Annotated in this window: 19 protein-coding genes; 7 read left to right on the forward strand and 12 right to left on the reverse strand. The window is 60.6% G+C overall.

The features are described from left to right. Window positions 1-20: 20 nt before the first annotated feature. The 3 genes from DW352_RS18345 to DW352_RS27090 all read left to right on the forward strand — a co-directional run bounded on the left by DW352_RS18345 (window position 21) and on the right by DW352_RS27090 (window position 2,517). The gene (locus tag DW352_RS18345; protein ID WP_210209854.1) at window positions 21-1,181 is read left to right on the forward strand and encodes a TIGR03032 family protein; all 1,161 of its coding nucleotides are present in this window, start codon (window positions 21-23) and stop codon (window positions 1,179-1,181) included. Window positions 1,182-1,593: 412 nt separating this feature from the next. Further along, window positions 1,594-1,860, forward strand: a complete 267-nt coding sequence (locus DW352_RS27650; protein ID WP_425374665.1) for a hypothetical protein — start codon at window positions 1,594-1,596, stop codon at window positions 1,858-1,860. A 504-nt stretch (window positions 1,861-2,364) separates the two neighbouring features. Continuing rightward, the gene (locus tag DW352_RS27090; RefSeq protein ID WP_170153526.1) at window positions 2,365-2,517 is read left to right on the forward strand and encodes a hypothetical protein; all 153 of its coding nucleotides are present in this window, start codon (window positions 2,365-2,367) and stop codon (window positions 2,515-2,517) included. Window positions 2,518-3,174: 657 nt separating this feature from the next. On the opposite strand, the gene DW352_RS26935 is transcribed toward DW352_RS27090, so the two are convergent. Next, window positions 3,175-3,348 (reverse strand): hypothetical protein, encoded by a 174-nt coding sequence (locus DW352_RS26935; RefSeq protein ID WP_162827050.1) that lies wholly within the window; start codon window positions 3,346-3,348, stop codon window positions 3,175-3,177. Window positions 3,349-4,115: 767 nt separating this feature from the next. After that, on the reverse strand, window positions 4,116-4,433 hold the full coding sequence (locus tag DW352_RS18365) for a c-type cytochrome (protein ID WP_115692688.1): 318 nt from the start codon (window positions 4,431-4,433) through the stop codon (window positions 4,116-4,118). A gap of 588 nt (window positions 4,434-5,021) precedes the next feature. Between DW352_RS18365 and DW352_RS18370 the strand changes: the two genes are divergently transcribed. Next, window positions 5,022-7,424, forward strand: a complete 2,403-nt coding sequence (locus tag DW352_RS18370) for a bifunctional diguanylate cyclase/phosphodiesterase (protein ID WP_115692689.1) — start codon at window positions 5,022-5,024, stop codon at window positions 7,422-7,424. A gap of 112 nt (window positions 7,425-7,536) precedes the next feature. On the opposite strand, the gene DW352_RS18375 is transcribed toward DW352_RS18370, so the two are convergent. Beyond that, window positions 7,537-9,327 (reverse strand): thiamine pyrophosphate-requiring protein, encoded by a 1,791-nt coding sequence (locus tag DW352_RS18375; RefSeq protein ID WP_115692690.1) that lies wholly within the window; start codon window positions 9,325-9,327, stop codon window positions 7,537-7,539. 159 nt (window positions 9,328-9,486) lie between these two features. Between DW352_RS18375 and DW352_RS18380 the strand changes: the two genes are divergently transcribed. Further along, a complete protein-coding gene (locus DW352_RS18380; protein ID WP_115692691.1) occupies window positions 9,487-9,705 on the forward strand; it encodes a hypothetical protein in 219 nt (72 codons plus the stop codon). Between the two features lie 278 nt (window positions 9,706-9,983). Here the strand turns inward: DW352_RS18380 and DW352_RS18385 are convergent, their stop codons facing one another. The 3 genes from DW352_RS18385 to DW352_RS18395 all read right to left on the reverse strand — a co-directional run bounded on the left by DW352_RS18385 (window position 9,984) and on the right by DW352_RS18395 (window position 13,959). Next, complete coding sequence (locus tag DW352_RS18385) at window positions 9,984-11,345, reverse strand: hypothetical protein (RefSeq protein ID WP_115692692.1); 1,362 nt, start codon at window positions 11,343-11,345, stop codon at window positions 9,984-9,986. Window positions 11,346-11,497: 152 nt separating this feature from the next. Further along, a complete protein-coding gene (locus DW352_RS18390; RefSeq protein WP_115692693.1) occupies window positions 11,498-13,243 on the reverse strand; it encodes a coiled-coil domain-containing protein in 1,746 nt (581 codons plus the stop codon). Continuing rightward, on the reverse strand, window positions 13,240-13,959 hold the full coding sequence (locus tag DW352_RS18395) for a MotA/TolQ/ExbB proton channel family protein (RefSeq protein WP_210209855.1): 720 nt from the start codon (window positions 13,957-13,959) through the stop codon (window positions 13,240-13,242). The genes DW352_RS18390 and DW352_RS18395 overlap by 4 nt, the downstream gene beginning before the upstream one ends. A 434-nt stretch (window positions 13,960-14,393) precedes the next feature. On the opposite strand from DW352_RS18395, the gene DW352_RS18400 reads away from it, so the two are divergent. Beyond that, entirely contained in the window at window positions 14,394-14,897 is a 504-nt protein-coding gene (locus DW352_RS18400) for a hypothetical protein (RefSeq protein WP_115692695.1), read from the forward strand. Window positions 14,898-14,986: 89 nt separating this feature from the next. Here DW352_RS18400 and DW352_RS18405 read toward each other — a convergent pair whose 3' ends face one another. The 6 genes from DW352_RS18405 to wecB form a co-directional block, all read right to left on the reverse strand. Beyond that, the gene (locus tag DW352_RS18405) at window positions 14,987-16,474 is read right to left on the reverse strand and encodes a VIT domain-containing protein (RefSeq protein ID WP_115692696.1); all 1,488 of its coding nucleotides are present in this window, start codon (window positions 16,472-16,474) and stop codon (window positions 14,987-14,989) included. 1 nt (window position 16,475) lies between these two features. Beyond that, a complete protein-coding gene (locus DW352_RS18410) occupies window positions 16,476-16,859 on the reverse strand; it encodes a helix-turn-helix domain-containing protein (RefSeq protein ID WP_115692697.1) in 384 nt (127 codons plus the stop codon). After that, window positions 16,856-17,272 (reverse strand): fumarylacetoacetate hydrolase family protein, encoded by a 417-nt coding sequence (locus DW352_RS18415; RefSeq protein WP_115692698.1) that lies wholly within the window; start codon window positions 17,270-17,272, stop codon window positions 16,856-16,858. The genes DW352_RS18410 and DW352_RS18415 overlap by 4 nt, the downstream gene beginning before the upstream one ends. Window positions 17,273-17,698: 426 nt before the next feature. Then, entirely contained in the window at window positions 17,699-19,216 is a 1,518-nt protein-coding gene (locus tag DW352_RS18420) for a glycosyl transferase family protein (protein WP_115692699.1), read from the reverse strand. 6 nt (window positions 19,217-19,222) lie between these two features. Then, window positions 19,223-21,091 (reverse strand): cellulose biosynthesis cyclic di-GMP-binding regulatory protein BcsB, encoded by a 1,869-nt coding sequence (locus tag DW352_RS18425; RefSeq protein ID WP_115692700.1) that lies wholly within the window; start codon window positions 21,089-21,091, stop codon window positions 19,223-19,225. A gap of 15 nt (window positions 21,092-21,106) precedes the next feature. Then, window positions 21,107-22,330 (reverse strand): non-hydrolyzing UDP-N-acetylglucosamine 2-epimerase, encoded by a 1,224-nt coding sequence (gene wecB, locus DW352_RS18430; protein ID WP_245434171.1) that lies wholly within the window; start codon window positions 22,328-22,330, stop codon window positions 21,107-21,109. 773 nt (window positions 22,331-23,103) lie between these two features. On the opposite strand from wecB, the gene DW352_RS18435 reads away from it, so the two are divergent. Continuing rightward, a complete protein-coding gene (locus DW352_RS18435) occupies window positions 23,104-25,164 on the forward strand; it encodes a bacteriophage N4 adsorption protein A (RefSeq protein ID WP_162827051.1) in 2,061 nt (686 codons plus the stop codon). The last annotated feature ends 166 nt before the right edge of the window (window positions 25,165-25,330 follow it).

Below are 25,330 nucleotides of genomic sequence, written 5' to 3' on the forward strand. Positions count from 1 at the left end.
CTAATCGCAAAGGTGACCCAATGGATGAATGTTTGATTGGTGCCGATGGTGGGCAGAAGGCACCCGTCCATTCCATGTCAGCAGGAGCGGACACGCTACAACAGTCAACAGTTGCGCCGGAAGCGCCGCCGTCCACTAAAATTAGCTGCACGCGCGGATTGACGGCCTGGCTTTTGCGCAACGATGTCAGTATCGCTTTCAGTTCTTATCAGAGTGGTCGGCTTTATCTGGTTGGCGTTGACAGACAGGAACGCATTTCATTCCACGAGCGTTTTTTTGCCCGTTCTATGGGGCTATGGGCCGATCCGCAGCGCATCTTGCTGGCAACGCTATTTCAAATCTGGCGATTAGAGAACGTTCTCGGTCCGGACCAGCGGACTAACGAGGGCGCAGACCGCCATTATGTGCCACGGATCGCCCACACGACCGGCGATCTCGACATTCATGACGTGACCGTCATGGCTGATGGTCGCATTGTATTCGTCAACACAAGCTATTCGTGCCTGGCGCTACTTAGTCCGACCCATTCCTTTCGCGTATTCTGGAAGCCGCCCTTCATCTCCAAGCTGGCGCCCGAGGACCGTTGCCATCTGAATGGGCTGGCCATGCGTGACGGCGCGCCTGCTTATGTTACCGCAGTATGCCAAAGCGATGTGGTCAACGGCTGGCGCGATCGGCGCGCCAATGGAGGCTGCGTGATCGACGTACACAGCAACGCAATCGTTAGCGAAAGCCTGTCCATGCCGCACAGCCCGCGTTTGCATCAGGGCAGGCTTTGGGTACTCAATGCTGGCACCGGTTACCTGGGTACCATTGATCTGACGAATGGTGAATTTACTCCACTAACGTTCTGCCCGGGATTCTTGCGCGGACTTGCGTTCCACAATGGCTACGCGCTTGTGGGCCTGTCGCTGCCGCGCGACGGGTCTTTCTCGGGGCTCGCACTCGACCTCGAACTGAATAAGCGCAATGCCGAGCCTTGGTGTGGGATACAGATCGTCGAGTTAGCCACCGGCAACATTGTCGAATGGATTAAGTTAGAAGGCGAGGTCACGGAGTTATTCGATGTGCAGGTAATCCCCGGCGTACGACACGCGACCGCGACCGGAATCTTGTCCGACGACATTCAGCGTTTGGTAACTTTCGAAACGGTAACGACACCGTCGTCGGAGTCGGTTTAGCTTGATTGCACTGGATACTGCCTTCCATCCTCGCGTCGGCAGGTCGGGTGTCACCAGCATGGGTGCCGGAGGACGGCGTCTCATGGCCGATGAGGTGCGGGTGCGGCCTGAAATTCCTTTTGCTACTCAATGGCCCGTTTTGACCCTCACCTTCGGCTAAGTGCTTGCAGGGCCGCATTTTGTCACTTCTCGACCGCACCAATCTTCTTTTTCGATATTGATTCCACTGGGCTTTTTTGGCCCTGGCCCTCACCTTGCGCATAGGTGAGGGAATAGATGTTCGCAGCGTTCCCCGGCAGATGCCCGGCTTCGCGGGCGAGGCGGTCGCCGTGGGCGCTCTGGGTATAGAGCGCTGGGGGATTTGATTCTGGCGGTCGTGCATTGGAATGACTTCCAAGCGATCACCACTTGGGTGGGCCAGCTCGATAAGGCACAGACAACGCTCAACATGCTTTGGCGAATGACCAAGCAAGTTGATCCTGGTGATAAGTGGGTTTCCACCAATGCAGGAGCTGACTATTTTTCCAAGGTGAGATGGGGACCCGTGTCGCCGAACGGCGCGGGACGACAATTCATGTGCTTTCCCAAGGTGGCCGGGGCAGTTGAAGCACCGCCACTATGCCGGTCACATCAGGAGCTCAGCGCACACGCCTACGATCTGACCGACGATCGCGCATAGACCTGCGGCCGCGTGCGTCCCACTGATGCCAGTTACGTGTATCCCGGCGTAGCCATCGCGCAGTCTCGTATCCGTCCCAGGACAACGGCAACGAAAGAGGCCGCCAACTAGGCGGCCTCCGGGCTCGGCAAGTGGGCAAGGGGGTGGGGCGATCCGAGCCCTCCCTAGGTGACATCAAGGATAGCCAAAACCAACATGAGTCGCGACTTTCTAAACAAATGGGGCAGCGGTAATTCTGTGTTGCTTGGACCGGAGCGCCAAGGTTCCCCCTGGTTCCTAGACGGGGCGCGCCGGAGGAGGTTGTCGGTCTCGAGAATGGCGAGGTGCAGGCTGGAAGCGGGCGCCTGAAGGCCTTCCTTGCAAACGCTGCGTATGTGATGCCGACACGGCGAGCATCTGCGTATTTTAATCGATTGCAGCTATCGCTGGCGCGTGGTTCTGAAACGTTCCAATCCCAGAATATGGTGGTAAAGATTGAGGCGATACACCACGCCGGCGTGAATCATGGACCGTACGATCGCCAAGCTTAATATTGAGCATTTTCGGCGGCTGCTAGAAGCCGAGACCGACCAGCAAAAGCGCGAGACGATTCTCCGGCTATTGGTGGAAGAAGAGGCCAAGCTTGAGGCCGCCAACCGCGCGTATGAAAGCCCCTAAGCGGTCTGCGTCAGCCGAGCGGCTGGTGCCGTTCATCCCACGGCCGCCAGTGGGTCGGCTGAACATCCAGCCGTTCCCTTGTCATGGCATTCATCCAACCATTGAGGATGTGGCGGCAAGGAAAGACGAGCGCATGTTCACCGTCCGCGTCGATAACGGCGAGTTCCAGGTCCCGGTCGAATGGCGCTGTCGAGGCTCGTTGCCACATCCACGAAATCTGCCCGTCTACGCGCCGAAACATTTTGACTCAAATCACGGCCCTTGGAAGAAATTTGGACCCACTTTGAGGCACGAGTTCTTGTTCGCCGACGCCTTATCGCGGTCTATGGTGGCCGTTACAACCGTAACTACGTGCCGGCCTTGACCGAAGCTTCGGCTCGTGCAGGGCTAAGACGGCTGAAGAGGCGTTGCCTCCGGTGACGGTCACTTCACGAGATCGAGCACTTCCACCACACGGCCGGTTTCGTCGCGGACGCATAAACGTCTTGTGCCCCACCCGGATAGTTTTTTGTTATATCATTGACCACAAGCGCGGCCATGCAAATAGCAGCTGCGTCATCGGGCAATTCCTCACCTTCGGCATCAATAGGGCCGTCCGGTTGCACCAGGAAATAATAACGGGGCACTTGCGCAGCCTTCTCTCGACTAGACCGAGAACTAACGTTCCGCCACGGCCGTTCCTGCGTGGAGAGCAAAAATCATCGCCTGTACCCGCGCGGCTACGGAGGTCTTCTCGTAGCCGTATGCAACGATCCGGAAATTTTCGATGATCTCCCACCGCCAATCGTCGCCTTCTTGGAAGACACGATAGAAAACGAAGGGCGTGCTCATCGAATCGCTCCCGTCTCCGGCGGGAGGCGCGATGCGTCTCTCAGCCACCGACGCCCCGTTGACATCGGCCGATGATGCGGAAGCAACGCTTCCTGGCCGGTAACGTTTCAAGCTCCCAGCGGGGTACAAAAATACACAAGTTCCGGCTTGATCGCAATTTATAGAGGCGGCCCACCGCGCAGTAAGGACTTATCTCAACCTGCTTTTCAGGTCTGACCGGTACCTAGTGTCCATGAACGTAATAGCATTTCCGGTGCGGCGGTTACCCGCATGCCCGGCTGAAATCCCCGCCCATATTGCAAGAATGGATGGAGAGCCGTTGCCCTGCACTTTGCTCGAACTCACCTGGAGAGGCGCGCGCGTTAGCACGGCAAAGATCGCGCTACCCAATGCCTTCATCCTGTTGCTAAGTGGCCACGGTTTGATCGAGCGAAAATGTCGCGTGATCTGGCGCGAATGGGACGTTGTCGGCGTAGAGTTTGAGACGTGAGCACGGTTGGCGCATCGCGCCGTAACGCGATCGATTTCACTGCAAGTTGAGTAGAGCATGCGTGAGGCCCAATGGGAGTTCATCATGTCCACCACCGACAGGAACGTGCTGCCCGTTTGTCGCAAGTGCAGGCTGCCGCTGAGCTTCCGGCGCACCGAGACAGTGGCGCGCGCAGGTACTTGTGAAGCATTCGATTTGGCGAGTGCGCGGAATGCGGCCAGACGGCCGCATTCGCCAGGACTGCCGCGCTTAATGATCGCGCGGCCGCGGCGTCGCCTCAGTGAGGACGTAGAGTAACGATGTAGGAAGCAATGTCGCCGGCATCGCCGGGGCTAATTGCAGCCATGCGTGCGGCTCCCATTGGCGAGTGACCAAATGCCAAATAGACAACCCACTGATTGGCATTCAATGGCGATCGCGCGATATCGCGAAATGCCGGGGCTCTCTGCACATTGCTCGAAGGTTCTTTGCTGATGTTGTGACACTGAGCGCATTGCTCCCGCGCCAGTTTCTGGCCACGTTGCGTATCGTCCGGCGCGGCGAACCCGAGTGTTGGAACGGTTGTCAGGACGACCGCGATCACGAAGGGGCGCATTGTCCGTCTCCTCGTCCTCCAGCTTCGTTTGGCAGTCTAGCGGATCGAGGATAGTACACGGGTGTACGATTCTACGCCGCCGAAGCCTTCGAGCGACTCGATTCCGCCTTGCTTGCACTCGCGCGCCACTTCTGTTCGAAGCCCGGCTATCGCACGGCTGCACCGCTAAAGAGCTCCCACACTCGGTCTACAGGTCGATGTCGTCCAAGGAGATAACCTTGCGCCTCCGAACAGCCTTCAGAAGGGACCAACGCCAGTTGCTCCTCTGTTTCGACACCTTCGGTAAAATCGAAATAGAACTCTTGAAGACCGGGTTCCAATTCTTCAAAATACCGCATCGAAGTTTATGCACTTATACAACTATTTAAGCTTATGCCGTCCGAAACTCGCTCGGCGCTATATCTGCCGTGATTGGAGTTCTCGTCGCCATAGATCAATTTTCGGCCACCCAAACTCCCCGCGCGAACGCAGCCATCCTTGCTGGTTTACCCCGCATTAAACATAGCAACCGCGCGGGCGGACAATTGACAATAATCAAGCGTTATTTACCGTTTATCTGGCTTCGTTCCGAGCAAGCGGATCACCCGGATGTATCAGATGATCAATTGCCTGACTTCCCAGCACGATTGGCAACTCGTCGCACTGGCAATTGGCGTCTGCTTCCTTGCCACAATCACCACCGTAGGTTTGTTTCGTCGCGCCCAAGCATCTGAAGGCCGTAGCCGCTTGGCATGGCTCTCCCTCGACGCGATCTCGGCGGGCTTTGGTATATGGGCGACACACTTTATCGCGATGCTCGCATTCAAACCACCATTTCCCATCGGTTATGGCCTGACGCTCACGATGCTCTCGTTAGGTGTCGCAGCTCTCATAACCGGCATTGGGCAATACCTTGTGCTTCAAGCAGGTAGTCGGCCTGCCACCATCGCCAGCGGAGGACTCATCGGCGCCGGCGTCGCCGCAATGCATTACCTCGGCATGGGCGCCATGGAAGTTCCAGCGCACCTTTCGTGGTCGTACCCACTCGTGCTCTTGTCGCTGGCGCTCGGCATCTGCCTTGCCGCCGCGGCCTTCTACGTCGCTGCGTATCGGCTCAATTGGATGGGATCCGTCGTTGCCATCTTATCGTTCACCTTCGCCATCGTCGGCACGCATTTCACCGCCATGGCCGCCGTCACGTTCGCTTACGATCCGACTATCTCGATAGACAATACGGACCTCGTACCGGCCTCGCTCTCCCTTGTGATTGCTGTCGCGGTCATCCTTTTCCTTGGCCTCTGTCTCATCTTCGCACTTTCCGACTGGCGAACGCGTGAAAGACTGCGTCAGCAGAAGGGACAACTTGATACGGCGTTGGAGAACATGTCGCAGGGCCTATGCATGTTCGACTCCGAAGGTCGTGTCCTGCTCTTCAATGAGAAATATGTCGAGATAACCTCAATCCCAGCCGATACACTACGCCATTCTACCTTGATCGATATTCTCAGTGAGCAGAAGACCGGCGCGAAAATCGAAGACCCGGAGGGGTTTGCCAGCCGGATTATCAGCGCCGCGCGCAAGCGCGAACCTCTGAACACCCTCGTTGAACACCATAATGGCCGCATCATTCGCGCTGTTACAGGACCCATGAAGGACGGTGGCTGGGTGGCCACCCTGGAGGACATCACCGACTGGCAGAAGGCCCAGGAAAAGATCTTTCATATGGCGCGCCACGACGCGCTGACCAACCTGCCCAATCGCGTTCTGTTTAGGGAGCACCTGGAAGCTGCTCTTACGCGGGTGAACAGGAACGAATGCGCCGCCATTCTGTGCCTGGACCTCGACCGCTTTAAGTCGGTCAATGACACACTTGGCCATCTAGTCGGCGACGACCTCTTGAATGAGGTAGCTCGTCGCCTTGTTGGATGTCTTCGAGAAGGGGACATGGTCGCCCGCGTCGGCGGCGATGAGTTCGCCATCGTGCAGTCCGGCAAGGATTTGCACGCCTCAGATGTAGCGGCCCTGGCTGGGCGCATCGTCGAGGTCGTTAGCGCGCCTTATGAGATTCAAGGCAATCAGATCGTCATCGGCACCAGCATCGGCATTTCTTTCGCCCCAGAGGACGGCACCGTCGCGGAGAAACTGCTGAGGAATGCGGACCTGGCCATGTACCGCGCCAAGGCCGACGGTCGTGGCACCTATCGGTTCTTCGAGCCTGGCATGGATGCAAAGGCGCAGGCCCGGCGGCTGCTCGAGCTCGAACTAAGGGGCGCGCTCGCCCGACAGGAATTCGAACTGTACTACCAGCCCATCCAGGATCTCGAAAGCGGCGAAATTATCGAGATGGAAGCTCTGATCCGCTGGAAGCACCCGCTCAGAGGCTTTGTCGCCCCCATGGACTTCATCCCCGTTGCGGAGGAAACCGGGCTCATCACCCAGATTGGCGATTGGGTCCTCGCGCGCGCATGCAAGGATGCTGCCGCCTGGTCCCGTCCGCTGAGCGTGGCGGTGAATATGTCACCGGTCCAGTTCAAGAGCCAAGCGCTTCTGCGCTCAGTGGAAGCGGCGCTCTCGACATCGGAATTGCCGGCGGCCCGGCTTGAGCTCGAAATCACCGAAGCCGTACTAATGGATGAGAGCGACGCCACTCTCGGAATGCTTCACCAACTCCGTAATCTCGGCGTCCGGATTTCCATGGACGACTTCGGCACGGGCTACTCGTCGCTCGGCTATCTGCGCAGCTTCCCCTTCGACAAGATCAAGATCGATCGCTCCTTCATCCGGGACCTAACGAGCCGGGCGGATGCGATGGCAATTGTTCGCGCGGTGACAGGACTAGGCCGTAGCCTCGGCATCCCGACGACGGCGGAAGGCGTGGAAACTGCCGAACAAGTGAACCTCCTTCGGCGGGAGGGATGCACCCAGGTACAAGGCTTTCATTTCAGCGAGCCTAGACCAGCAAGCGAAGTCGAATATATGCTCTCAGGCCGCAATCTGCGGATCGTCTCCTAACGGAATGATGCAGATGCACCGACGAGGCATTTTTGGGGCAGCCACATAGGATGCGCGCAGGAGCCCCTCTCTACGGCGGCTGGGCCCGTCAGCGCCGGTTTCGCGACTTGCCTTATGACTTTCCGCCGGGCCGGATGGCGGCGAATAGCTGCTTTGCAGCGCCGGCGATGATGCTGCTCTCATCCGGATCGATCTTCAGCAAAGCTGATGCAAAATGCTTGGCCTGCTGCAACGTAATATGGGGCGGTAACGGCGGGACATTCGGGTCAGTCCTGAATTCCAGCACTACAGGCCGATCCGATGTCAATGCCTCCTCCCAGGCGCGGGCGACGCCGCCCGGCTCATCGATATACATCCCTTTGAGACCGATCAGCTCGGCGAACCTATGGTACGGTACGTTCGGGATTTTCTGCGACGCGTCGAACTTTGGATCGCCTTCCATGACGCGCTGCTCCCACGTAACCTGATTAAGGTCTTCGTTGTTCCAGACGGCGCAAACCCACACGGGATTCCGCCACTCTTTCCAATACTTGGCGACGGTGATCAACTCGGCCATGTTATTCATTTGCATCGCGCCATCGCCGACCAGCGCGATCACCGGCCGATCGGGGTAGGCCAATTTTGCCGAAATGGCATACGGCACTGCCGCGCCCATCGACGCCAGCCCGCCTGAAAGCGAGCATTTCATGCCGCGCCGCACTTTAATGTCCCGCGCATACCAGTTGGCGCATGATCCGGAATCGCTGGTGACGATCGCATCGCCTGGAAGCCGCGGCGACAACTCCCACGTCACCCGCTGCGGGTTGATCGGCGAGGCCTCTGCGAGCGCCCGCTGCTCCAAAGTCTGCCACCACTCCGTGGTCCATCCGGCGATAGTCTTGCGCCAGCCGCCATCGGTCTTTTGCTCAAGCATCGGCAGCAGCGCGCGCAAAGTCTCGACGCTGTCGCCGATGAGGTTGAGCTCCATCGGATAGCGGAGGCTCAGCATGTCGGCTTTGAGATCGATCTGCACGCCCCGGGCTTGGCCTTCCTTCGGCAGGAACTCCGCATAGGGAAAGCCGGAGCCGACCATTAGCAGGGTGTCGCACTCGGCCATCAGGTCGTAGCTAGGCTTGGTGCCGAGCAGGCCGATCGGGCCGGTTACCCAAGGCAGATCGTCCGGCAGCGCCGCCTTGCCGAGGAGCGCCTTGGCGCAGCCCGCGCCGAGCCGATCGGCAACGGCCATCAGTTCGTCCGTGGCGGCGAGCGCGCCGGCGCCGACCAGCATCGCGACCTTATTGCCCTTGTTGAGGATATCCGCGGCGCGGCGCAGATCGGCTTCGAAGGGCACGACCCGCGGCGCTGTATAGCCGACGCCCGAATGCAAGGTACCATGCGCGCGCGGCGGCTCTTCGTAGGGCATTTCCTGAAGATCGTTCGGAAGCACCACCGCCGTCACCCGCCGTTCGCCGACGGCGATGCGCACCGCGCGGTCAATGAGGTGACGCACCTGCGCGGGTGCCGACGCCTGCTGCACGAAAGCACCGGCGACGTCGTGCAACAGCGCCGGCAAATCGACCTCCTGCTGATAGTGGCCTCCTATGGCGTTGCGCGCCTGCTGTCCGCAGAGCGCCAGCACCGGCATGTGGTCAAGTCGAGCATCGTAGAGCCCGGTGACGAGATGCGTTGCGCCCGGCCCGGACGTGGCGATGCAGACGCCGAGTTCGCCGGTGAATTTGGCATGCGCCGACGCCATAAAGGCGGCCATTTCCTCGTGCCGCGCCTGCACGAACTCGATCTTGCCCTTAGCGCGCTGCAAGGCGCCAAACACCCCGTTGATGCCATCGCCCGGGTAACCGAAGATGCGGCGCACGCCCCACGAAGCGAGGCGTTGCACGATAAAATCGCTAACGGTTTGCGACATGGGACCTCGGAGAAGATGGCTGCCTGGAAGAAGACGGTTGATTGAAGGTCAACCGCCGAATTTCCGTGCAGTTCCTGAGTACGCCTGAAATGCGCTGCGGCGGGAACATGCGCGTGGCTCTGTCGGTTTGTGTGTGAGGGGGCAGTCACGGAGAACACCATGAGCATCGCTGCATATAGTGTGAAGCGCGCAAAGGACGGTTGGAGCGTGGAACACGACGGCGAGTTGGGCGGCTCCTACATCTCTAAGGAGGCCGCCTTTGAAGCGATCGCCATGGCCGCTTCCAACGCCATAAAGGACGGTCACGAGGTTAGGATCGTAGTTCCCGGCCATGAGGGCAAGGAAGCCGCTCTAGGGGTGCCACGCACGCCTCGTTAGTCGACGCATCATCGGGTTGGTTTTGCATACCAAGAGACCAAGGACCGGCCTTTCCTTAAGGACCGACACTTCCAGTTTGTTCTGAGCGATCTATTGCGGACAGCCGAAGCAGGGCTCGCCACAAGTTACGCGGCGACTGGCGCCGGCATCGCCATCTCTCGCGGCACAAGCGCGGTGCGGAAAGGGGCGAGTGCCGCCGTCGTTGCGATCTGCCGTCAAATTTTCTTGAGAATATCGCAAGGATGCCGCTACCAAGGTTCTATTCGAGCCGCCGCGAGTTACCATTTCTTCCCGAAAACCGGCGTCAACGATTTGAAGTACGGTTCGAGCGCGCCGCGCTCCGCCGGAGTCAATCGAGCCAAATAGCGTTCGAGCTGCGCCGCCAGCGGTTTGCTGTTTGCCGAATTGGCGAGCGCCAGTCCGGCGAAGGCGAAGATGGCGCTATCCACGTTCGTCATCACGCCGCCCGGCGTGGCGACTTCGGGACGCCCCATCGAGCTGACGAGCGTCGCGGTCGTGAGCATCGCCAGCTCCTTACCACGTAGTGCGGCCGCCTGATTCATCGCGACCTGCATGCTGAAGTCGAACTCGAACGCCGGGTTCGGCGGATACTTCTCACCCAGCATGTTCAAAGCTGCGGCATCGCCGCTCGCGGCCATATCGACCAACCCGGACAGATCTTCTTTGCGGGGGGCGTTGCCGGCCCGCAAGATCTGGGTCGCCAATTCGTAGGTCGTCAGCGGGAGCTGTCGAACGTCGACCCCGATCCGTTGCAGCGTGTTTTTCGCGGTCTGATCACCGCGGCGTGCGAGATCGACCATCTCCAGCGAATAATGGGACATCCGGGCGTAAGAAAGAAGAAAACTTTCGCGTGGTGTGTAGGCGCCAACTTTCATGCCTCCGGCCGGTGTGGGAGCACGCATGAGCTTCACCTCCGTCGCGCCCTGGCCGTAGAATGCTACGTAATGCCCCGCCTCGGCGATACCGATCCGTTCGGCGATGGCCATCCAAAGAATCGCCCGGTCGCGCTGACGTTGATAAGCTGGGTTGTTGATCATGTTCGACGCCAGCGCGTAGGCGCAGATGCCGCAGCCGAAGTAATAGCCGGCTTCGAAACGGCCGAGCGCCGCAGGCATGTCGTCCTTCGACATTGCCAAGTAACCGGACATCAGCAGCATCAGCGCCTTCGTCGCGTCGGCATTGGGTTGCGCAGCGTCGAAAGCCTTCTTGGTAACCTCGTCGAGCGTGCCGACAGCCCATTGGTCGGCCGGCTCTCGGCGTTTGATCCAGGGCGGCGCGATATCGGTCGAATTTTGCGCCAGCCCAACCAGGATGCGCTGCGTGTAAAGCGCCCTATCGGCGGCCGGACCGGATTGTTGCGAGGACGACGGCGGCCGGACCGGAGCGGGGGCCGGGGCAGGCTCGGGCACGGCCGGGGGCGATGCTGGCGGGGCCGGCTGCGGAGCTGGCGCCGGTGGAGTCGGGGCTGGTTGCGGCGGGGCGGGAGCCGGCCGCGGCTCGGGAGCAGTTTGCTTTGGTGGCTCGGGCGGCACCGCCTTCGGCTGCAACGCATAGACGACTGCACCAAGCGCGGCAACGCCGACGGCGGCCAGCACGCCGGGGTGCTTGTACCACTGCACAGGCGGTGGTGGCTCCTGCCGTTGACCACCGGTGGCTAAGTCGGACGATGAGGCAGCACTACTCTTAGCCTCGCGCGACGCGCAGATTGGGCAGGTCTCGTGTGCGCCGGCGTCGAAGGGGTGCCCCTGGACGCAACGAACCATTCGCCGGGTCATCGGGGCGCGTTTCCTTTCGTGATCTTCATGGCGCTCGCATAGTCGTCGAGCTTGATCGTGCCGGCCATCACGCGGTTGGCGATGAACGAGGCAAACTCCGGCGGAAAGCCCTTGCTGCTCATCTGCGCGACCAGATCATCGCGTTTGACGGTCGCGGGTGGAGCAGCGGCGCCAGGCGATGGCGGCTGCATCACCAATCCGATCCACTGCGAGGCAACGCCGGCGGTGATGGCGCCGGTCTCGCTCATCGACCTGAGCAGCGCGATCATGCGGCCGGGATTTTCCGCGGGCGCCGGCGCGTTCCGCGTCGATGCGGGAGTCGGCTGTTTTTCGACGCTCCGGATGCGACGCTCCAATTCGTCGGCGCTCCACCAGCCGCGTGAGGCGCGCGTAAGAAACTCCTGGGCGAGAAGCGGCGGGACGGCCGCCGCGGTCAGTCGCCGTCGGGAAGCGTCGAGCGTGTCGGCGCTGGGCGTGATACCTGCGGAATTTCCCGATTTAGGGGGTGTGAGCAGTGCCGCATAGTCGGTCAGTTGCGACTGGTTGATACTCCCGGCCGCGAACCTTCCCGTCAGATCGTCGATCAACCGGTTCGTGGCTTCCGTATTCGTAGCCTGCTGCTGCGACGGCGCCGCGTTGAGGCGAACGCGGTACATCTGAGAGAGAATCTTCGCGACCTCCTTGCGGTACACGGCAGAGTCGGGAGCGCAGGTCAGAGAATCGCAGGGAGCATTGTCGATCCGCTGCTGGAACCAGCGCTGCTCGTCCGCGCTCAGTTGCTGTTGAATGAGACCGTTCTCTGTCGCCTTGATTACAGTGAGAAGACGAAAGGGATTGCTCCTGCCGATTTGGACCGAAGCGGAGATCGTCCCGCTGTTGGTGGCAAGGGCACGGAATTCGGCAGCGCAATAGCTGCGGTTCAAACTCGGGCCGTCGGAATTGTTCGCCGCGCTCCTGGTTTCGGCATTCAGATACGCGGCGTAGACCGCAAGAACCTCTCCGCTGCGCACTCGTCTCGCATTCCATGCACTGCTGAAGGTCAACCCGACGGCCGGGTCGCGATCCGCAAACCTCCGAGCATAATCGTCATAACCGCGCTCACGCAGAGGGCCGCGCGAGATCGGATCGAATGGTTGAGCCCCGGATTCCGGTACAAGCGAGGCCACGCTCGAGCCGTCAGGGAGTCTGCGCGAGACTCTCAGATCGATGATCGCATCGCCGCAGTCGGGATATCGTAGCTCCAGGAACACGGCTGTCGCGTCTTCCCAGGTCTTCAATTGCTCCTGCAGCGCGACGATCTTCGCCTGCAGCACCGCAGGATCGAAAGCCCGTAGCCGCGCCACCTCTTCCTTCAAAGCCTGCGCCTCGGACTCGAGACGCGCGCGCTCTGCTTCGACCCGCTTGAGCTGCGATACCGACTGATCGAGCCGCGTCTGCAGCCGCGCTATATCGCCTTCGGCCTGGGCGAGCTTGGCGAGGCTGACTTCGATCTGGCGCTGCAACGCATCGAGGTCCTGCTTGGTGAAATCGCCTTTCTTCATGCGGTCCACGACGCCCGCAAGCTCCTGGCGCACACCCCCGATCGACCTGTTGACGATGGCGGCGATCTGCTCCGCAGTGAAGTCCGGGATGTAGTACTGCATGGCGAAGACCATCAGGATGAGGAAGGCGCCCATGGCCTTCGTCATCACCGCCATCAGCGCGACTTCGCTGGTGTCGGACTGGCGCCGCCGCCGCTTCATGACGCGGCGCCCGGCATCTCCTGATCGATGTAGACGCGGTTGATCAGGTTCGCGAGGCAATATTGGCCCGCGGCGTTGAGTGCCAGTTCCTCCTGCTCCTGGACGCTGTGCTGCGCGAAAGCCAGGATGGCGCTGGCGAGAAGCGCGACCAGCGTCGTGTAGAACGACACCGACAGCCCGCCGACGACGCGTCCGAGATCCATGTTCTTGGGATCGATCAGATGCAGCGCCAGCGACAAGCCGATGACGGTGCCGAGGAAGCCGATGGTCGGGATCAGCCACGCCATGTAGCGCAGCATCTGGTAACGCAGATCGACGCGATCACTCATCAGGCTCAGCGCATTGGTCAGCAGCGTCATCGACTGCTCGACCGATTTGCTGGCCTGTAGCTGCAGGATCGTCATGTCCATCAACGCCGGCAGGAAGCCGCTGTCTGCATCGTGCAGCGGCGCGACACGGATGCGGATCGGCCCGAGCTCGTGGACTTCGAGCATCGTCGTCGAATCTTCGGGCAGAAATTTCGCGGCGAGGAAGGCGCGCTCTCGCTGTGTCATCCGCCAACGCACGAACAGATCAGCGAGCGACCAGGCCAGCAGCAGATAAGTGATGTTCTGAATCGTGAAGGGATACGGGAAGATGCTGTAGGGCTGACGGTCTAATAAAAGGGCAGCACCTGCCGAGCCATAAGGCAGAATCAGTGTGAGCAATGTGATCACGGCCGCCGCTGCACACATCGCGATCATCCTGGCGCGGCTGCGTGACGGAACAGCGGGCCAGATCGGGTTGAACGGATCTGAAAGCGGATCAGACGATGTGGGTAGCCCGACGACCGGGGGATGTGCACCGGCAGCATTATCGCTCGTCAATGCAATATCTCCTGCGGGCGATCCGCGTTGTTACAATCGTCACAAAATACGAACAGACATCGGAAGGGCGAATTCCGAGCGACAGAGAGTTGCCCCAGCACGGCGGTAATAATTGCAAGTGATACATGTTCTGTAAACTTGAAAATGTACCGATTGCGTGGCGCATCGAACGACGTCCGTAGAACTGCGCGATACGCCGGCGCGGCCATGACGACAGCCTTCGCGGCGGCAGCTAATGAAACCCGGCAGCGCATTCGTCGAAACAGCTTTCGTGGGGAAATCGGATGAGCGACCTGATTGCAGCCGATGCACTGAAACTCTACTTCGTGCGGCTCGCGCAGAAGCAAACTGCCATCGGCATCTTCTACGCGACATGGAATAGTCTCGGCTCGCTTCTGCCGCCGGTAGTCGACGTTTCCGACTGCGAGGCCATCGAACTCGACTGCCTCGGCGGCATCGTATTCTCGGGCGCTCCCGTGCTTCATGTGCCGTCTGATCGCCATTCGTTCACAGCCCTAGCCTACTCCGAACATTCATGTGTATTGACGGGATTCTTCCCGCAGATTCTAGCCGACGACGGCTCCGGCGAATGTGCGGACTATGCGGTGTTCGAACCTGTCCGCCGCGCACCGGACTATCGGGCCCTTGCGGCGGCCATGAGCAACGGTGAATTGCTCGAGGATTGGAGCCAGACTCTCAGCATGTTTGACGCGGGCCAAAGTGCATGGAAGATGGCCGTAAGGGAGGAGTTGGAGCGCCGCGGCGTGCCCTACGCGCCGATCGAATAGCTTCCAATACTCGATCCACGGACGATGCCGACGCCCGTTCTCCAGCGAACGGCGGCTGGATGTGAACGGCGCGGTGCTGCCAGCTTGACTCAGCATTGCAGGCCGAACTGGCGCGCGAGCGTCCGCATCACCGGCTTGAGCTGTCCACGATCCTCCGGAAATAGTTCGCTGAGACCGTGGACGGCGACGGGCTCCGTCGGGCCAGCGGCGATCGCGAGCAGCGCGATCGCGATGTGCTCTGGTGTCAGATGCAAGCCGTAGGCCGCATCACGCACCGGTGTGTGGCGAGCGACCTCGCGCATCAGCTCTGCTGTCGAATCCGAAAGATGCGCCGGGTCGCCGCTGCGCAGCGCAAGTAGGCCATCGGGGCGCCAAGTAACAGTCTGCGCCGACCGGATCAGCGATCGGCCCAAGTCCGAAAGCTCGGGCTCATAAACGGCCGCACGGCCACGATGTGCCAGCCAAGTGCGCCATCGAACGAGTAGTGGAGGAGTTTGACGTGCGAAGAGCGGCCACCGCCAGACCGATCGTTCGGATCGCCCCGGTCGTGGCCGACCGGCAATATGATCGTCGTCGGGCGGCAGAACCGGAGCAACGGACGTATCGGCAGGGATCTCGGGAGCCGTCGTCGCTGGGATCGGCCGCAACGGTCCACTGGAAGCCAACAGCGCAACCTTGCGCATCACGGGCAAGACACCGCTGGCTTCGCCATCCGGTCCGACGAAAACCAGGCTGGTCTCTGCCGTCATCAGGTTGGCAGAGAGCGCGAGTGTGCGAATCTCGTCACGATGCGCGGGATCGATCGGGGCCTGGCCGAAAGCCGCGATCTTTCGGGTGGCTTCGAGTGCCACTTCAGCCGCTTCATCTTCGGCTGCGATCGATCGCCCAATGTTTGCTGGGACGGCCACTGCAACCGCAATTGGCCCCGCGCCGACTGCAATCACCGCATCGCGTGCAATTGCGTGCCCATCCACTCGAACATCGATATTCGGCTCAGCCTCGACGATCAGAGTCACCCTGTGGGAGATGTCTGTCAGGCGCGGTGACAGGTGATCCGGCAGAGCCGGCACGGCGCGGTCAGGGTCGGCGCCCGGACGGAGTGTCAGGACCGTGATGCCTGCTGGCAGCGCGACAACGCTCTCTGTCCGGACCAAGACATGCTCGCCGGGCAGGATGCCTGCGATCGAGAGCGTGCGCCAATCACCCTTGAGCTGCTCGAAGAGGATAGCGCGATGGCCGTCGACGGCCGCCGTGTCGTAGCGGTTCTCCGCGCGGCGACGCGCCTGCGCGCGGGCCCGCCAGATCCGATCGCCAATACCGACCGCAACGCCGTGCACAATCTCCCTGTCGATCGTCGGCGGAAGCGTTAGCACGGCCTCGATCAGAACGGTCTCCGTATTGGAGAAACGGCGCTCGACGATCAGCCGCGCGGCAGGTGGCACCAGTCGAAGGCGCATCTCGGTGGCCGAAAGCAACAGAGGCGGCACTGGAATCGGCGCCGGACGCAGCAAAGGCGCGAGTGGGTCGGTTAGCCCGATGGGCCGGATCGATGGCCCGTCACCGCCGGAGCTGTCCATCCTACCCCTTCCCCGCGCCAGCCGTACGCCGACGCTTGATCGATCTTTGCTCTGTCAGCACCTCGCTCAGACGGACCTTGGCCAGATCGCCGAGGCGCTCGGCATCAGAGCAATTTCCGATGATGTCGGGCGCGACCACCAACGTGATGCCGTCCGCTATGGGAATTGGCACGCCCTCCCGCGCGTTCATCAGCAACCGGATTGCAGCATTTGGAAATCCCAGTGTCTTAAGGCGCTGGAAGCGTCGGATCGCGCGCACATGCGGATCGCCATAGGTCGCATAAGTGCGTCCTCCCTCAGGTGCAGGCACGAAACCTTCCGCGATGAGAAAGCGGATCTGGCGAATGCTGACGTCGGCCGCCACAGAGAGTTCAGCAATCTTCATGGGTTTCTTTTAACATATACTATGTCGAAAGCAAGTTGGCGTCGCGCGGCGGCTCTGATCGGATCGGCCGCACCCGACAGCGAGGAGTTGGCCTTGAGGAAGAAGCCCTGCACATTGGCGAAGCCGACGGACGTCATCTCGGTCGCGTGGTCGCGGTAGTTGACCGGATAGGCGATGAGCTTGTTCGGCCAGGGCACCGGCGTCTCGAACCGCACCTGATCGAGCGGGACGGGCTTGGCGCCTGCGGCCGCCTTCAGCAGCGCCGGCTTGAGCTTGTCGAAATCGGCAATCAACCGCACCGGGCCGACCGGGGGCCATTCCTCGGGGTCGATCCCCGCCGCGGCCGTTACGTCGCGCACGGTCCCGTCGATGACGACGCCGATACGGCCGCCGTCGAACCTCGCAATCTTCATCCGTTTCCTCCTTCAACCGTCGGACCATCGGGGAATGTCCGGCCGCGAAAAAGTGCCGAATGAGGATAGCGACCATCTCAGGATGAGATCGGAGCGGCTAGGCCATTTCGTAGGGCGTCATAAACTTCGGCGACAATGTTTGCGGGCGCCGCAAAAATCGGAAATCGGGTTTTGTCTTCCGCGACTGGAGAGCGGGAATACTGCTCGCATACTGCGTCGGCTCGCTTGTGCCGGGACGCTATGGAGTCGAGCGCCACTTGAATTCGTGACGATGCTGATGGTCGGACGTGCGGGGACTATCGCCAGCTTCGCTTGATCCCGGATTAGGATTCGGCGGGCCACTGCACGGCTTCGTGACCCAAGGGTCCGCCCACTTGAACTCGCACAAAGGTACATCTGGAGCTAGATAGCACTTGAAAACACTTATCAAGATGCCGCCGGGTCACGGTCAGGCTCGGGCACCGTCGCATCGACCGCCAGCGCTTGCGCGTCGGATAGTTTCCGGATCGGATAGATGTGGGCGGTCTTATCCCACACTAAAGACCTTCCCGTGACAGTGTGCTGAATGAACACGTAGCTGGCGCGAAGCATGGCGAAGAAATTGAGAATATTGGACACCAGCATGCGCGGCCCGGCCATCGCGCCCTGACCGAAGCCGTATATTCTCGTCGTGAAATACATGCGCTGGAAAATGCGATTGATTAGGAACGCAATATTGATTGAAAGAAGAACGCCGTAGGTGGGCGTGCCGAGAAGCCAATATGGCGCCCGCTCCGCGGGCGGCACAAACGAAAACAAGAATTCCACGGCAATAAGGCCGAACATCACGATATAGGCGAGAACGGCAGTCGGCGAGGTCAAGAGCCCCTTGCGGTCCCGCAGGAAGAAGTACTTGGCGCCAACGGTCGCACCCCAACCGTGCTCCGACCAGCCTTGGAAGGCTATACCAAGCAGCCAGCGCGCGCGCTGGCGATACGCGGCACGGAAATCGGACGGAAAGAACTCCCGCGTGGCGATTGGAAGCTCGCGCTCGACGCGGATGGGCTGCGAGATTTCGTTCGAGGTCTCGATCGTGAAACGCACAGGAAACCGCACGAAGATTTCGCGCATGCCTAGCTTCTTCAGTCTAAAGGCGATGTCGTAATCTTCCGTCAGACTGGAGGTTGAGAATACCTCGCCCTCCCGGTCGGCCCGAAGCATCGATATCGCGCGGCGGCTGAAGCACGTCGAAACCCCTGCCGACGGTACAGTCCCCGTAATGCTCTCGCGTACGACGAGGTCCTTCGAATGCCACTCGGCGAACTCGTCCATATAGGTGCCGGCCACAAGCTCCGTAAGGCTGCGCTGGAACGAATAGACCGGTAGCTGAATCAGATCCATTCGATCGAGGAGATAATTGAACAGCCGAAGTTCGTATGGATGGATGACGTCTTCGGCGTCATGCATGGCGATCCCGCCGAAATGGGTCCCGGTCCTTTCCTCGTAAGATAAAATGTCTCCCAATATGACATTAAGACAATCCGCCTTGCTGGTGGGACCGTCACGGGGAACGATCGACATCGATACGCCGGAGAATCGCTTGACCGCGTCTTCCACCTCTTGGATCGTGCGCGGATCGTTCTGGTACACGCCAACGAATATGCGATAGCTGTCATACTGGATCAGCGTCTTGCTGGTCTCCAGCATCGCGGCGATGACGTCGCTCTCCTGCCATGCCGGCACCATGATGGCGATCGGCACCTCAGGCTTTGCCCTCAAGGCCTCTGCCGACAGAGAGGCATAGCGCGCCCGTATCCAAAACCACCGATAGAACTCTCGCAACCAATAATAGCAATCGACGAAGGCATCATCGAGGCTGGACAGCAGAATTACCACCGTCACGATGACCGTCAGCACCTCAAGCGCGTGCTGAAACGTAACGATGAGATATAGGTAGAGAGACATGCGAGATCATCTGCTCGCGCGACCGCGGAAGTACAGCACGAGTACCTTTCTGGCCACGAACACAATCACGACCAGGACGGCGAGGACAATCAACACGGTCAGTCCGTAGCGCTCCGCCAAAGACTGCAGACCCGACGCCGAATTTTGCAGTGTCCCGAACAAGGGGCTGGAGACCGATGGCGCATCGCTCCAGACTACACCGCTCGTGGACACCAATGCATTGGCGCCGCCGCCGCGAAGATAGAGAGCCGGTGGCGTCGGAATCTGATCCGGCTCGGAGAGAACAACACGCAGCTGTTTGCCGTTAGGGTCGGAAAACAAGCCGGCGAGCGCCGACGACGCGACAGGAGGCAGATTTAAGCTCTCAGCACGGGACGGGATCGGAATCTTCAATCCTTCCGAGCCGGCCACCTCGAAGATTATCGCTGTTTTGGTCAGGCTCGCCAGGTCGCTCGGCGATAAGCCGAAACGGACGTCAATGTCTTCCGCCGTCGATCCGAAGACAGCAAGCAACCGCGCAGCAAACGCAAGATAGCGGCCGGCAACGTCCGGATCGCGTGCAGCGTCGGGTAGGACGACGGTGCCTCCCTTCGCCAAGCCGCGGGCGACCGCCGAGAAGCCGCTTCCCGAATCGTCATCGAATGTCACACCGGAGCCCGGCATGATCTGCACGGCATTGCCTCCGCCAGGACGCACGCAATAGCCGCGCTCCGTGGCGCGATCGACGACGAGGCGCAAGCTGTTGCTGAAGTTCAGCGCCTGGCTCGGCAGGGGGAAGCTGATCTCATTGTCGCCCGGCCGCAAGCGTGCTGCGGTGACCAGTTGGCCGTTCAGATACACGGTCAAGATCGGGGCTTCGCTACTCCAATCCGGCGCCACTGCGACGCGAAGCTTCACGCTTCTCGCCAACCGGCCGCTTTCCGCCAGAAGCGGAAAGTTCAGAGTCCATTCGCCAGTTTGGCCGATATTCTGTGCCGGCGGCAGGGATGAAAACTCCCGAAAGTTGTCGCCAACCGGTTTCACGCCGTTCGGACTGCGTGACGCGATGGCCGCATTGCCGATAATCGTGCCCGGCGCCATCTGCCAGAGTTTCGTCAAGGCGACGACGTCCCTCGATGGATCGATGACGATGTCGAGCTTGTCGTTATCCCGCACGAGCACTGCGGCGTTCTCATCGATCGGCGCCCGTTTGTCGCGCTCCAGCCGGATGGCCGCCGGACTGTTGTCGCGTGTGCTTTGAATACGCGGATTGATCCCGTCCGCGATCATCAAGACGGCTAGATGAAGCGCCGCTTGTGCGGCCCTGGGATTCAGTGGAGTACTTTTGGGCAGGACAATCTCGGCATTGTGCGGCAAAAGCCTCACGGCGTCGACGAGAGACTGAATCTGATCGGGATTGATGTTGAAGCTAATGCCAGTCGTTGGCAGGATTGAAATAATGTTGGCGATGTCGGAATCGTTGGCGCAAGGATCGCCGTTAGCGAGTAGTTCAGCTTCGAACCGAATGTTGAGCGCACCATTAGCCGCGATCAGCTTGCGGTCGATCGCGATATCGCGATCGAGTGGCTGCAGGCCGTCGGCCTGCTTGATCGCGATCGAGTCAACGGGCTGGCCGTTGGCCGTAACGAGCAGGCTTCCGCGAAAAAGATTCGGTGCGGAAATCTGACCGTGGAGTTTAAGCCTGAGCTGCGACAAGGACTCGGGGCCTGGCAACGAAAAGAAAACGGTCGTCGACGCACGCGAGCGCAATTGGATCCCGGTGGAGAAACCGCGATCCTGCAGGTCGACGCTGATTGCGCGCGGCTCGGCAGCCAGTGTCGACGCGCAAAGAGACACCAGCAAAGCGACGACCGTGACGAAGAAGCGGATAGACACGGAATGCCTCTCTTTTCAATCGATAGAATTCTCATCCGACGATACAGTCGTCGGGTCGACGGGTCCCGCCCCGAGTACTTGACCGCTAATGGTCGATGAAGGATCGCGAATGTGGATACGTTCCGCGATGGCGGCGACAATGCGATCTGCCGCATGCCCATCGCCATAGGGAAAGCGCGGCTGTGCCATCGCCTGATACGCTTGGCTGTTGTCGTGCAGTTCCGCGATTGAGTGATGTAAGCGATCGGGGAGCGTCCCAACCAAACGCGCCGCTCCACAATCGACTGCTTCCGGCCGCTCTGTCACGTCCCGCAGTACGAGAACGGGTTTACCCAGCGCCGGAGCCTCTTCTTGCAGACCGCCGCTGTCGGTCACTACAAGCCAACTCGCCTTCAGCGCGGCGACGAGCGTTGGATAATTTTGCGCAGGCACCAGCCGAATTCGCTCGTGGCCCGACATCACCCGCTCGGCGAGCCGCTGCGTATCGGGATTGGGATGGACTGGGAAGTAAAGCCCGACATCAGGGTAGCGCTCGACCACGGCCCGCAGAGCGCCGAGCATGCGCTCAAGCGGCGCGCCGGCATTCTCGCGACGGTGCGCCGTCAAGAGGATGGGCTTTGGCACGTCGGGAAAGTCGGCGGGCAGCGGCAGGGTGCGGCCGGCCATATACAAAAGCGCGTCGATCACCGTATTGCCAGTGACGATGCAGTCTTGCTCACGCACGCCCTCGGCTCGCAGATTGGCCGCAGCCTGGGCCGTCGGCGCGCAATGAAGCGTCGCCGCAAGTGCGACGACGCGGCGATTGAATTCTTCCGGAAAAGGAGCGCGCAGAACTCCCGTCCGCAGACCTGCCTCGACATGGATGAACTCCAGCCGACGGTGGAATGCGACCATGGCGCTCGCCATCACCGTTGTAGTGTCGCCCTGGGCGATGACGCAGGTCGGCGACAAGCGATCGGCGAGCACGTCGAAGCGCTCCATGATCTTCGCCGCGATCTCGATGATCGAATTACGTTGTCGCTCGACCGCGATGCGATGATCAATCTGAAGCTCGAAATCGGCGATTGCCTGATCGAGCAATTCGAGGTGCTGGCCGATGGCGACGACCCGGACGTCAGCCCAGCGCACTTCCCGCAAGCGCCGAATGATCGGTGCCATCTTGATGACTTCGGGCCGCGTTCCGATGATGCAGACGAACAGCGGAGACTGCTTGGTTGCTGCCCGGGACGCCATCATCATGAACGCTCCGTTATCGGCCAACAATGTGCGCACTAATTAGAAAGAACGCGGCAATCCCGGCAAGCATGCCAAGCAGAGCGCCTGCCATTCCGGCAAGATAGGCCCCCACAAAACCCAGCATAATGAACAAGGCTGCCCCGGCGACGATCATAAGAAGCGGCCTAAACACATCATACTCATTCAGTTGGCTGGAAACGCCTCAAGCGGCCCGGCATCGAAAACCTGCCGCCGGTACGCTTAACAAGTTCAAAAGCAAATGCCTTCAAATGGCCGACTAGGGCTAACGGGATACTGGCAACCGCCCACTATCATTACCGTTCAGGTGCGCAGGGGATGGCCAATGGATGCCGGCTCGGAAATGGGACGTGAACGTCCCGTCGTTACCGGTTTGTACCAACATGACGGAACCGAGAGAACGTACGGAACTCCGTCATGTCAGGCTTCTTGGCCTCATCGAACCCCGTCGAAAGTTGGCCGCGATGCCCTCGCAATTGTGTTTGCTTGGATCGCGTTCGCGTCGATTCTATGGCAACCGACGACGCAACTCATCCTGATCGGTGGCGCATTTTGTCTTGCGGCGCCCCTTGGCGGGCGTCTGACGGCAGCAGCCAACAAGCGCTCTTACCGCTGTCTTGGCTAACGTATTACACGTTGCTGGGGTTACCCTAAAACGTTAGATTTCGTTCACGATTCTCGTAAGGAGCGTACCGCTCTTTTGTGATTGCCGTCCGTGGTGTGTTTGCGTCCCGTTGGTTCATGCAGGGTTGCAAGCATTGTCGGTTCAGCCGTCATCCAGCCGTGGCAGTCGTGGCTCCGTAAGTCTGCGGAGAAGTGGTTACGGCCTCAGAACCATTGTTGCCGCAGCGGCTGTGGTAACATTGTGTTGGGCAACGTCTGCCCCTGCATCCGCGCAAAACGCCCCCCTTGTCGGCAATGCCTGGTCGCTCGCCGACGAAGCCTATCGCGCCTTTGACTCGCGCGACTATGCGCGCGCCATCGATACAGCGCGGCAAGCGATTGAGCTACGGCCGGACTTGCCGCAATTGCGGCGGCTGCTCATCAACTCACTCGCTGCGGCCGGCGACCTCACCGGCGCGCTGGAACAAGCAGATAAGGCAGTAGCCGACAAGGCGTCGGATGCGGAACTCGAAACTCTGCGACAGTCGCTCAAAACGCAGATTGCAGCCGGTCAGCAGTCGGGACGTACACAGGCAGCGTATAAAGCGGCAGAAGAAGGATATCGTGCTTATGCACGGCGCAATTATCGCGCGGCGCTCGCAGCCGCCAAGAGCGCGATAGCGCAGGATCCGTCCCGGCCTAATTACTACGCTTTGCGGATCGACGCGCTGCAGGGGCTCGGACGCCTTGAAGAAGCGGAGCGCGAAGCGACCGCCGCTCTCGCCCGCTTTCCGCACGAGGCAAGCCTCCAGTTGCAGCGCGGCTATTTGAGGCAACGGCTGCATCGGCCCGGCGCCGCCGGTGCCGACTTCAAGGCTGTCGTCGATGCACGATCACTGACGGCTGAGCAGAGGCGCAATGCCCGGCTCTCGCTGGTCGACGTCCTCCTTGCAGAGAAGCGGCCACGAGAGGCCCTGACCGCCCTCGCGCCGCTGTCGCCCGCCCGAGGGTACGACTTTGCTATCCGACAGGGTTATGCCTACCAGGCGTTGGGGCGTCAGGAAGACGCGCTGCGCGCCTTCGACGTTGCGCGCCGACACGCGACACGCGGCCCACAACGCGCAGCGGCGATCCGGGGCGGCGTTGGCGCGCTGGTGGCGCTCGGTCGCAAGGAAGAGGCCAGTACCCGCTTCAAGCAGGCATACGAGGCCGGAGAACTCGCCGACACAAGCAGCGTCGATCTCGCTTACCTAGCGCAACAAGTCGACGATCGACCTCTGGCCTTCCTGCTATTCCAGCAAGCCGACACGAAAGGACAACTGCGTGGAAGGGCTTTGCTCGACGCCGGCTACCTCGCGCGCAGCCAGTTCGACAACGCGGCGGCCATCAACTATTTCCGGCGCGCGATCGACGCCAACGACAGGGGCGAGATTAATCTCGACCGACAACGTCTGTTCGAGGTGCGCCGGGACGTCGCCACGGTCAGTCGGACATGGGGTGCTACGGCCGCGCTGATCTTCGGCTCGATCGGCGTCGTGCCAGGCCTACCTGTCTCGTTCCCTTCGGTAGGGCGAACGTTGCAGCTTGGGGAAGAATTTTACTGGCGGCCGCCCGGTATCGGATTCCGCGACGGCGCGACCTTCGAGCTTTTTGGCCGCGCGTTCACCACGCTCTATGACGCGACCGGCGGTCCAACAGGAAGCAACACGACCCAAGGTGCTTTCGGCGCCCGCTGGAAGCCGATCACAGACATCAACTTGGTTCTCGAAGTCGGCCGCATGTTGAAGATCGGCGAGTACGCACGCAACGACTGGCAGTTCCGGGTGGCCTACTCGGCCAATGAAGGCGGTGACCTGCGCTGGGACGTAAACCATTGGCGCTATTGGCAAGTCTATTCTGAAATAAACGGCTTTGCGCAGGCGCATCAGATCCTGGCCAGCGCGGAGGCTCGCTACGGGCACTCCTTTCGGCTGGATGCAATCAGTCCCAACGTTGTGTTATCGCCGTTCGTCGCCGTCGGCGCGGCATACGACACGACGCTCGCCACCCGCCAAGCCGTTGGCGCGGGGCCAGGCCTCAATCTGAGGGCTTGGTTTAGAGAGGACCACTACACCGCTCCGATGTCCTATCTGGATCTCAACGTACAGTATCGCCTTCGCATCAACGGCGACCGGCGCGCGGAAGGCTGGTTCTCGTCGCTTTCGCTTGTGTACTGACCGGCTCACCTAAGGGGTGGCGATTGAAAAGTACCGCGTCCGCGCGCCGCCATTACGCGGATGTGCAGTCCGCAGGATTTGGCGTGTGATGGGCGCGGAATCGGGTTGGATTTTGGTCCACGCTGGTGGTACACAGGACTTAGCCGAGCGCGCCGCAACTAATTGA

The organism is Pseudolabrys taiwanensis, from assembly GCF_003367395.1.
GTDB classification, from domain to species: domain Bacteria; phylum Pseudomonadota; class Alphaproteobacteria; order Rhizobiales; family Xanthobacteraceae; genus Pseudolabrys; species Pseudolabrys taiwanensis.

Bases quoted from the DNA above. Each gene is read 5' to 3' on its own strand.
- DW352_RS18420 (WP_115692699.1), bottom strand. From the start codon at position 19,216: ATGTCTCTCTACCTATATCTCATCGTTACGTTTCAGCACGCGCTTGAG.
- DW352_RS18400 (WP_115692695.1), top strand. From the start codon at position 14,394: ATGAGCGACCTGATTGCAGCCGATGCACTGAAACTCTACTTCGTGCGG.
- wecB (WP_245434171.1), bottom strand. From the start codon at position 22,330: ATGATGATGGCGTCCCGGGCAGCAACCAAGCAGTCTCCGCTGTTCGTC.
- DW352_RS18390 (WP_115692693.1), bottom strand. From the start codon at position 13,243: ATGAAGCGGCGGCGGCGCCAGTCCGACACCAGCGAAGTCGCGCTGATG.
- DW352_RS26935 (WP_162827050.1), bottom strand. From the start codon at position 3,348: ATGAGCACGCCCTTCGTTTTCTATCGTGTCTTCCAAGAAGGCGACGAT.
- DW352_RS18345 (WP_210209854.1), top strand. From the start codon at position 21: ATGGATGAATGTTTGATTGGTGCCGATGGTGGGCAGAAGGCACCCGTC.
- DW352_RS18415 (WP_115692698.1), bottom strand. From the start codon at position 17,272: ATGAAGATTGCGAGGTTCGACGGCGGCCGTATCGGCGTCGTCATCGAC.
- DW352_RS18365 (WP_115692688.1), bottom strand. From the start codon at position 4,433: ATGCGCCCCTTCGTGATCGCGGTCGTCCTGACAACCGTTCCAACACTC.
- DW352_RS18370 (WP_115692689.1), top strand. From the start codon at position 5,022: ATGTATCAGATGATCAATTGCCTGACTTCCCAGCACGATTGGCAACTC.
- DW352_RS18375 (WP_115692690.1), bottom strand. From the start codon at position 9,327: ATGTCGCAAACCGTTAGCGATTTTATCGTGCAACGCCTCGCTTCGTGG.
- DW352_RS18410 (WP_115692697.1), bottom strand. From the start codon at position 16,859: ATGAAGATTGCTGAACTCTCTGTGGCGGCCGACGTCAGCATTCGCCAG.
- DW352_RS27090 (WP_170153526.1), top strand. From the start codon at position 2,365: ATGGACCGTACGATCGCCAAGCTTAATATTGAGCATTTTCGGCGGCTG.
- DW352_RS18380 (WP_115692691.1), top strand. From the start codon at position 9,487: ATGAGCATCGCTGCATATAGTGTGAAGCGCGCAAAGGACGGTTGGAGC.
- DW352_RS18405 (WP_115692696.1), bottom strand. From the start codon at position 16,474: ATGGACAGCTCCGGCGGTGACGGGCCATCGATCCGGCCCATCGGGCTA.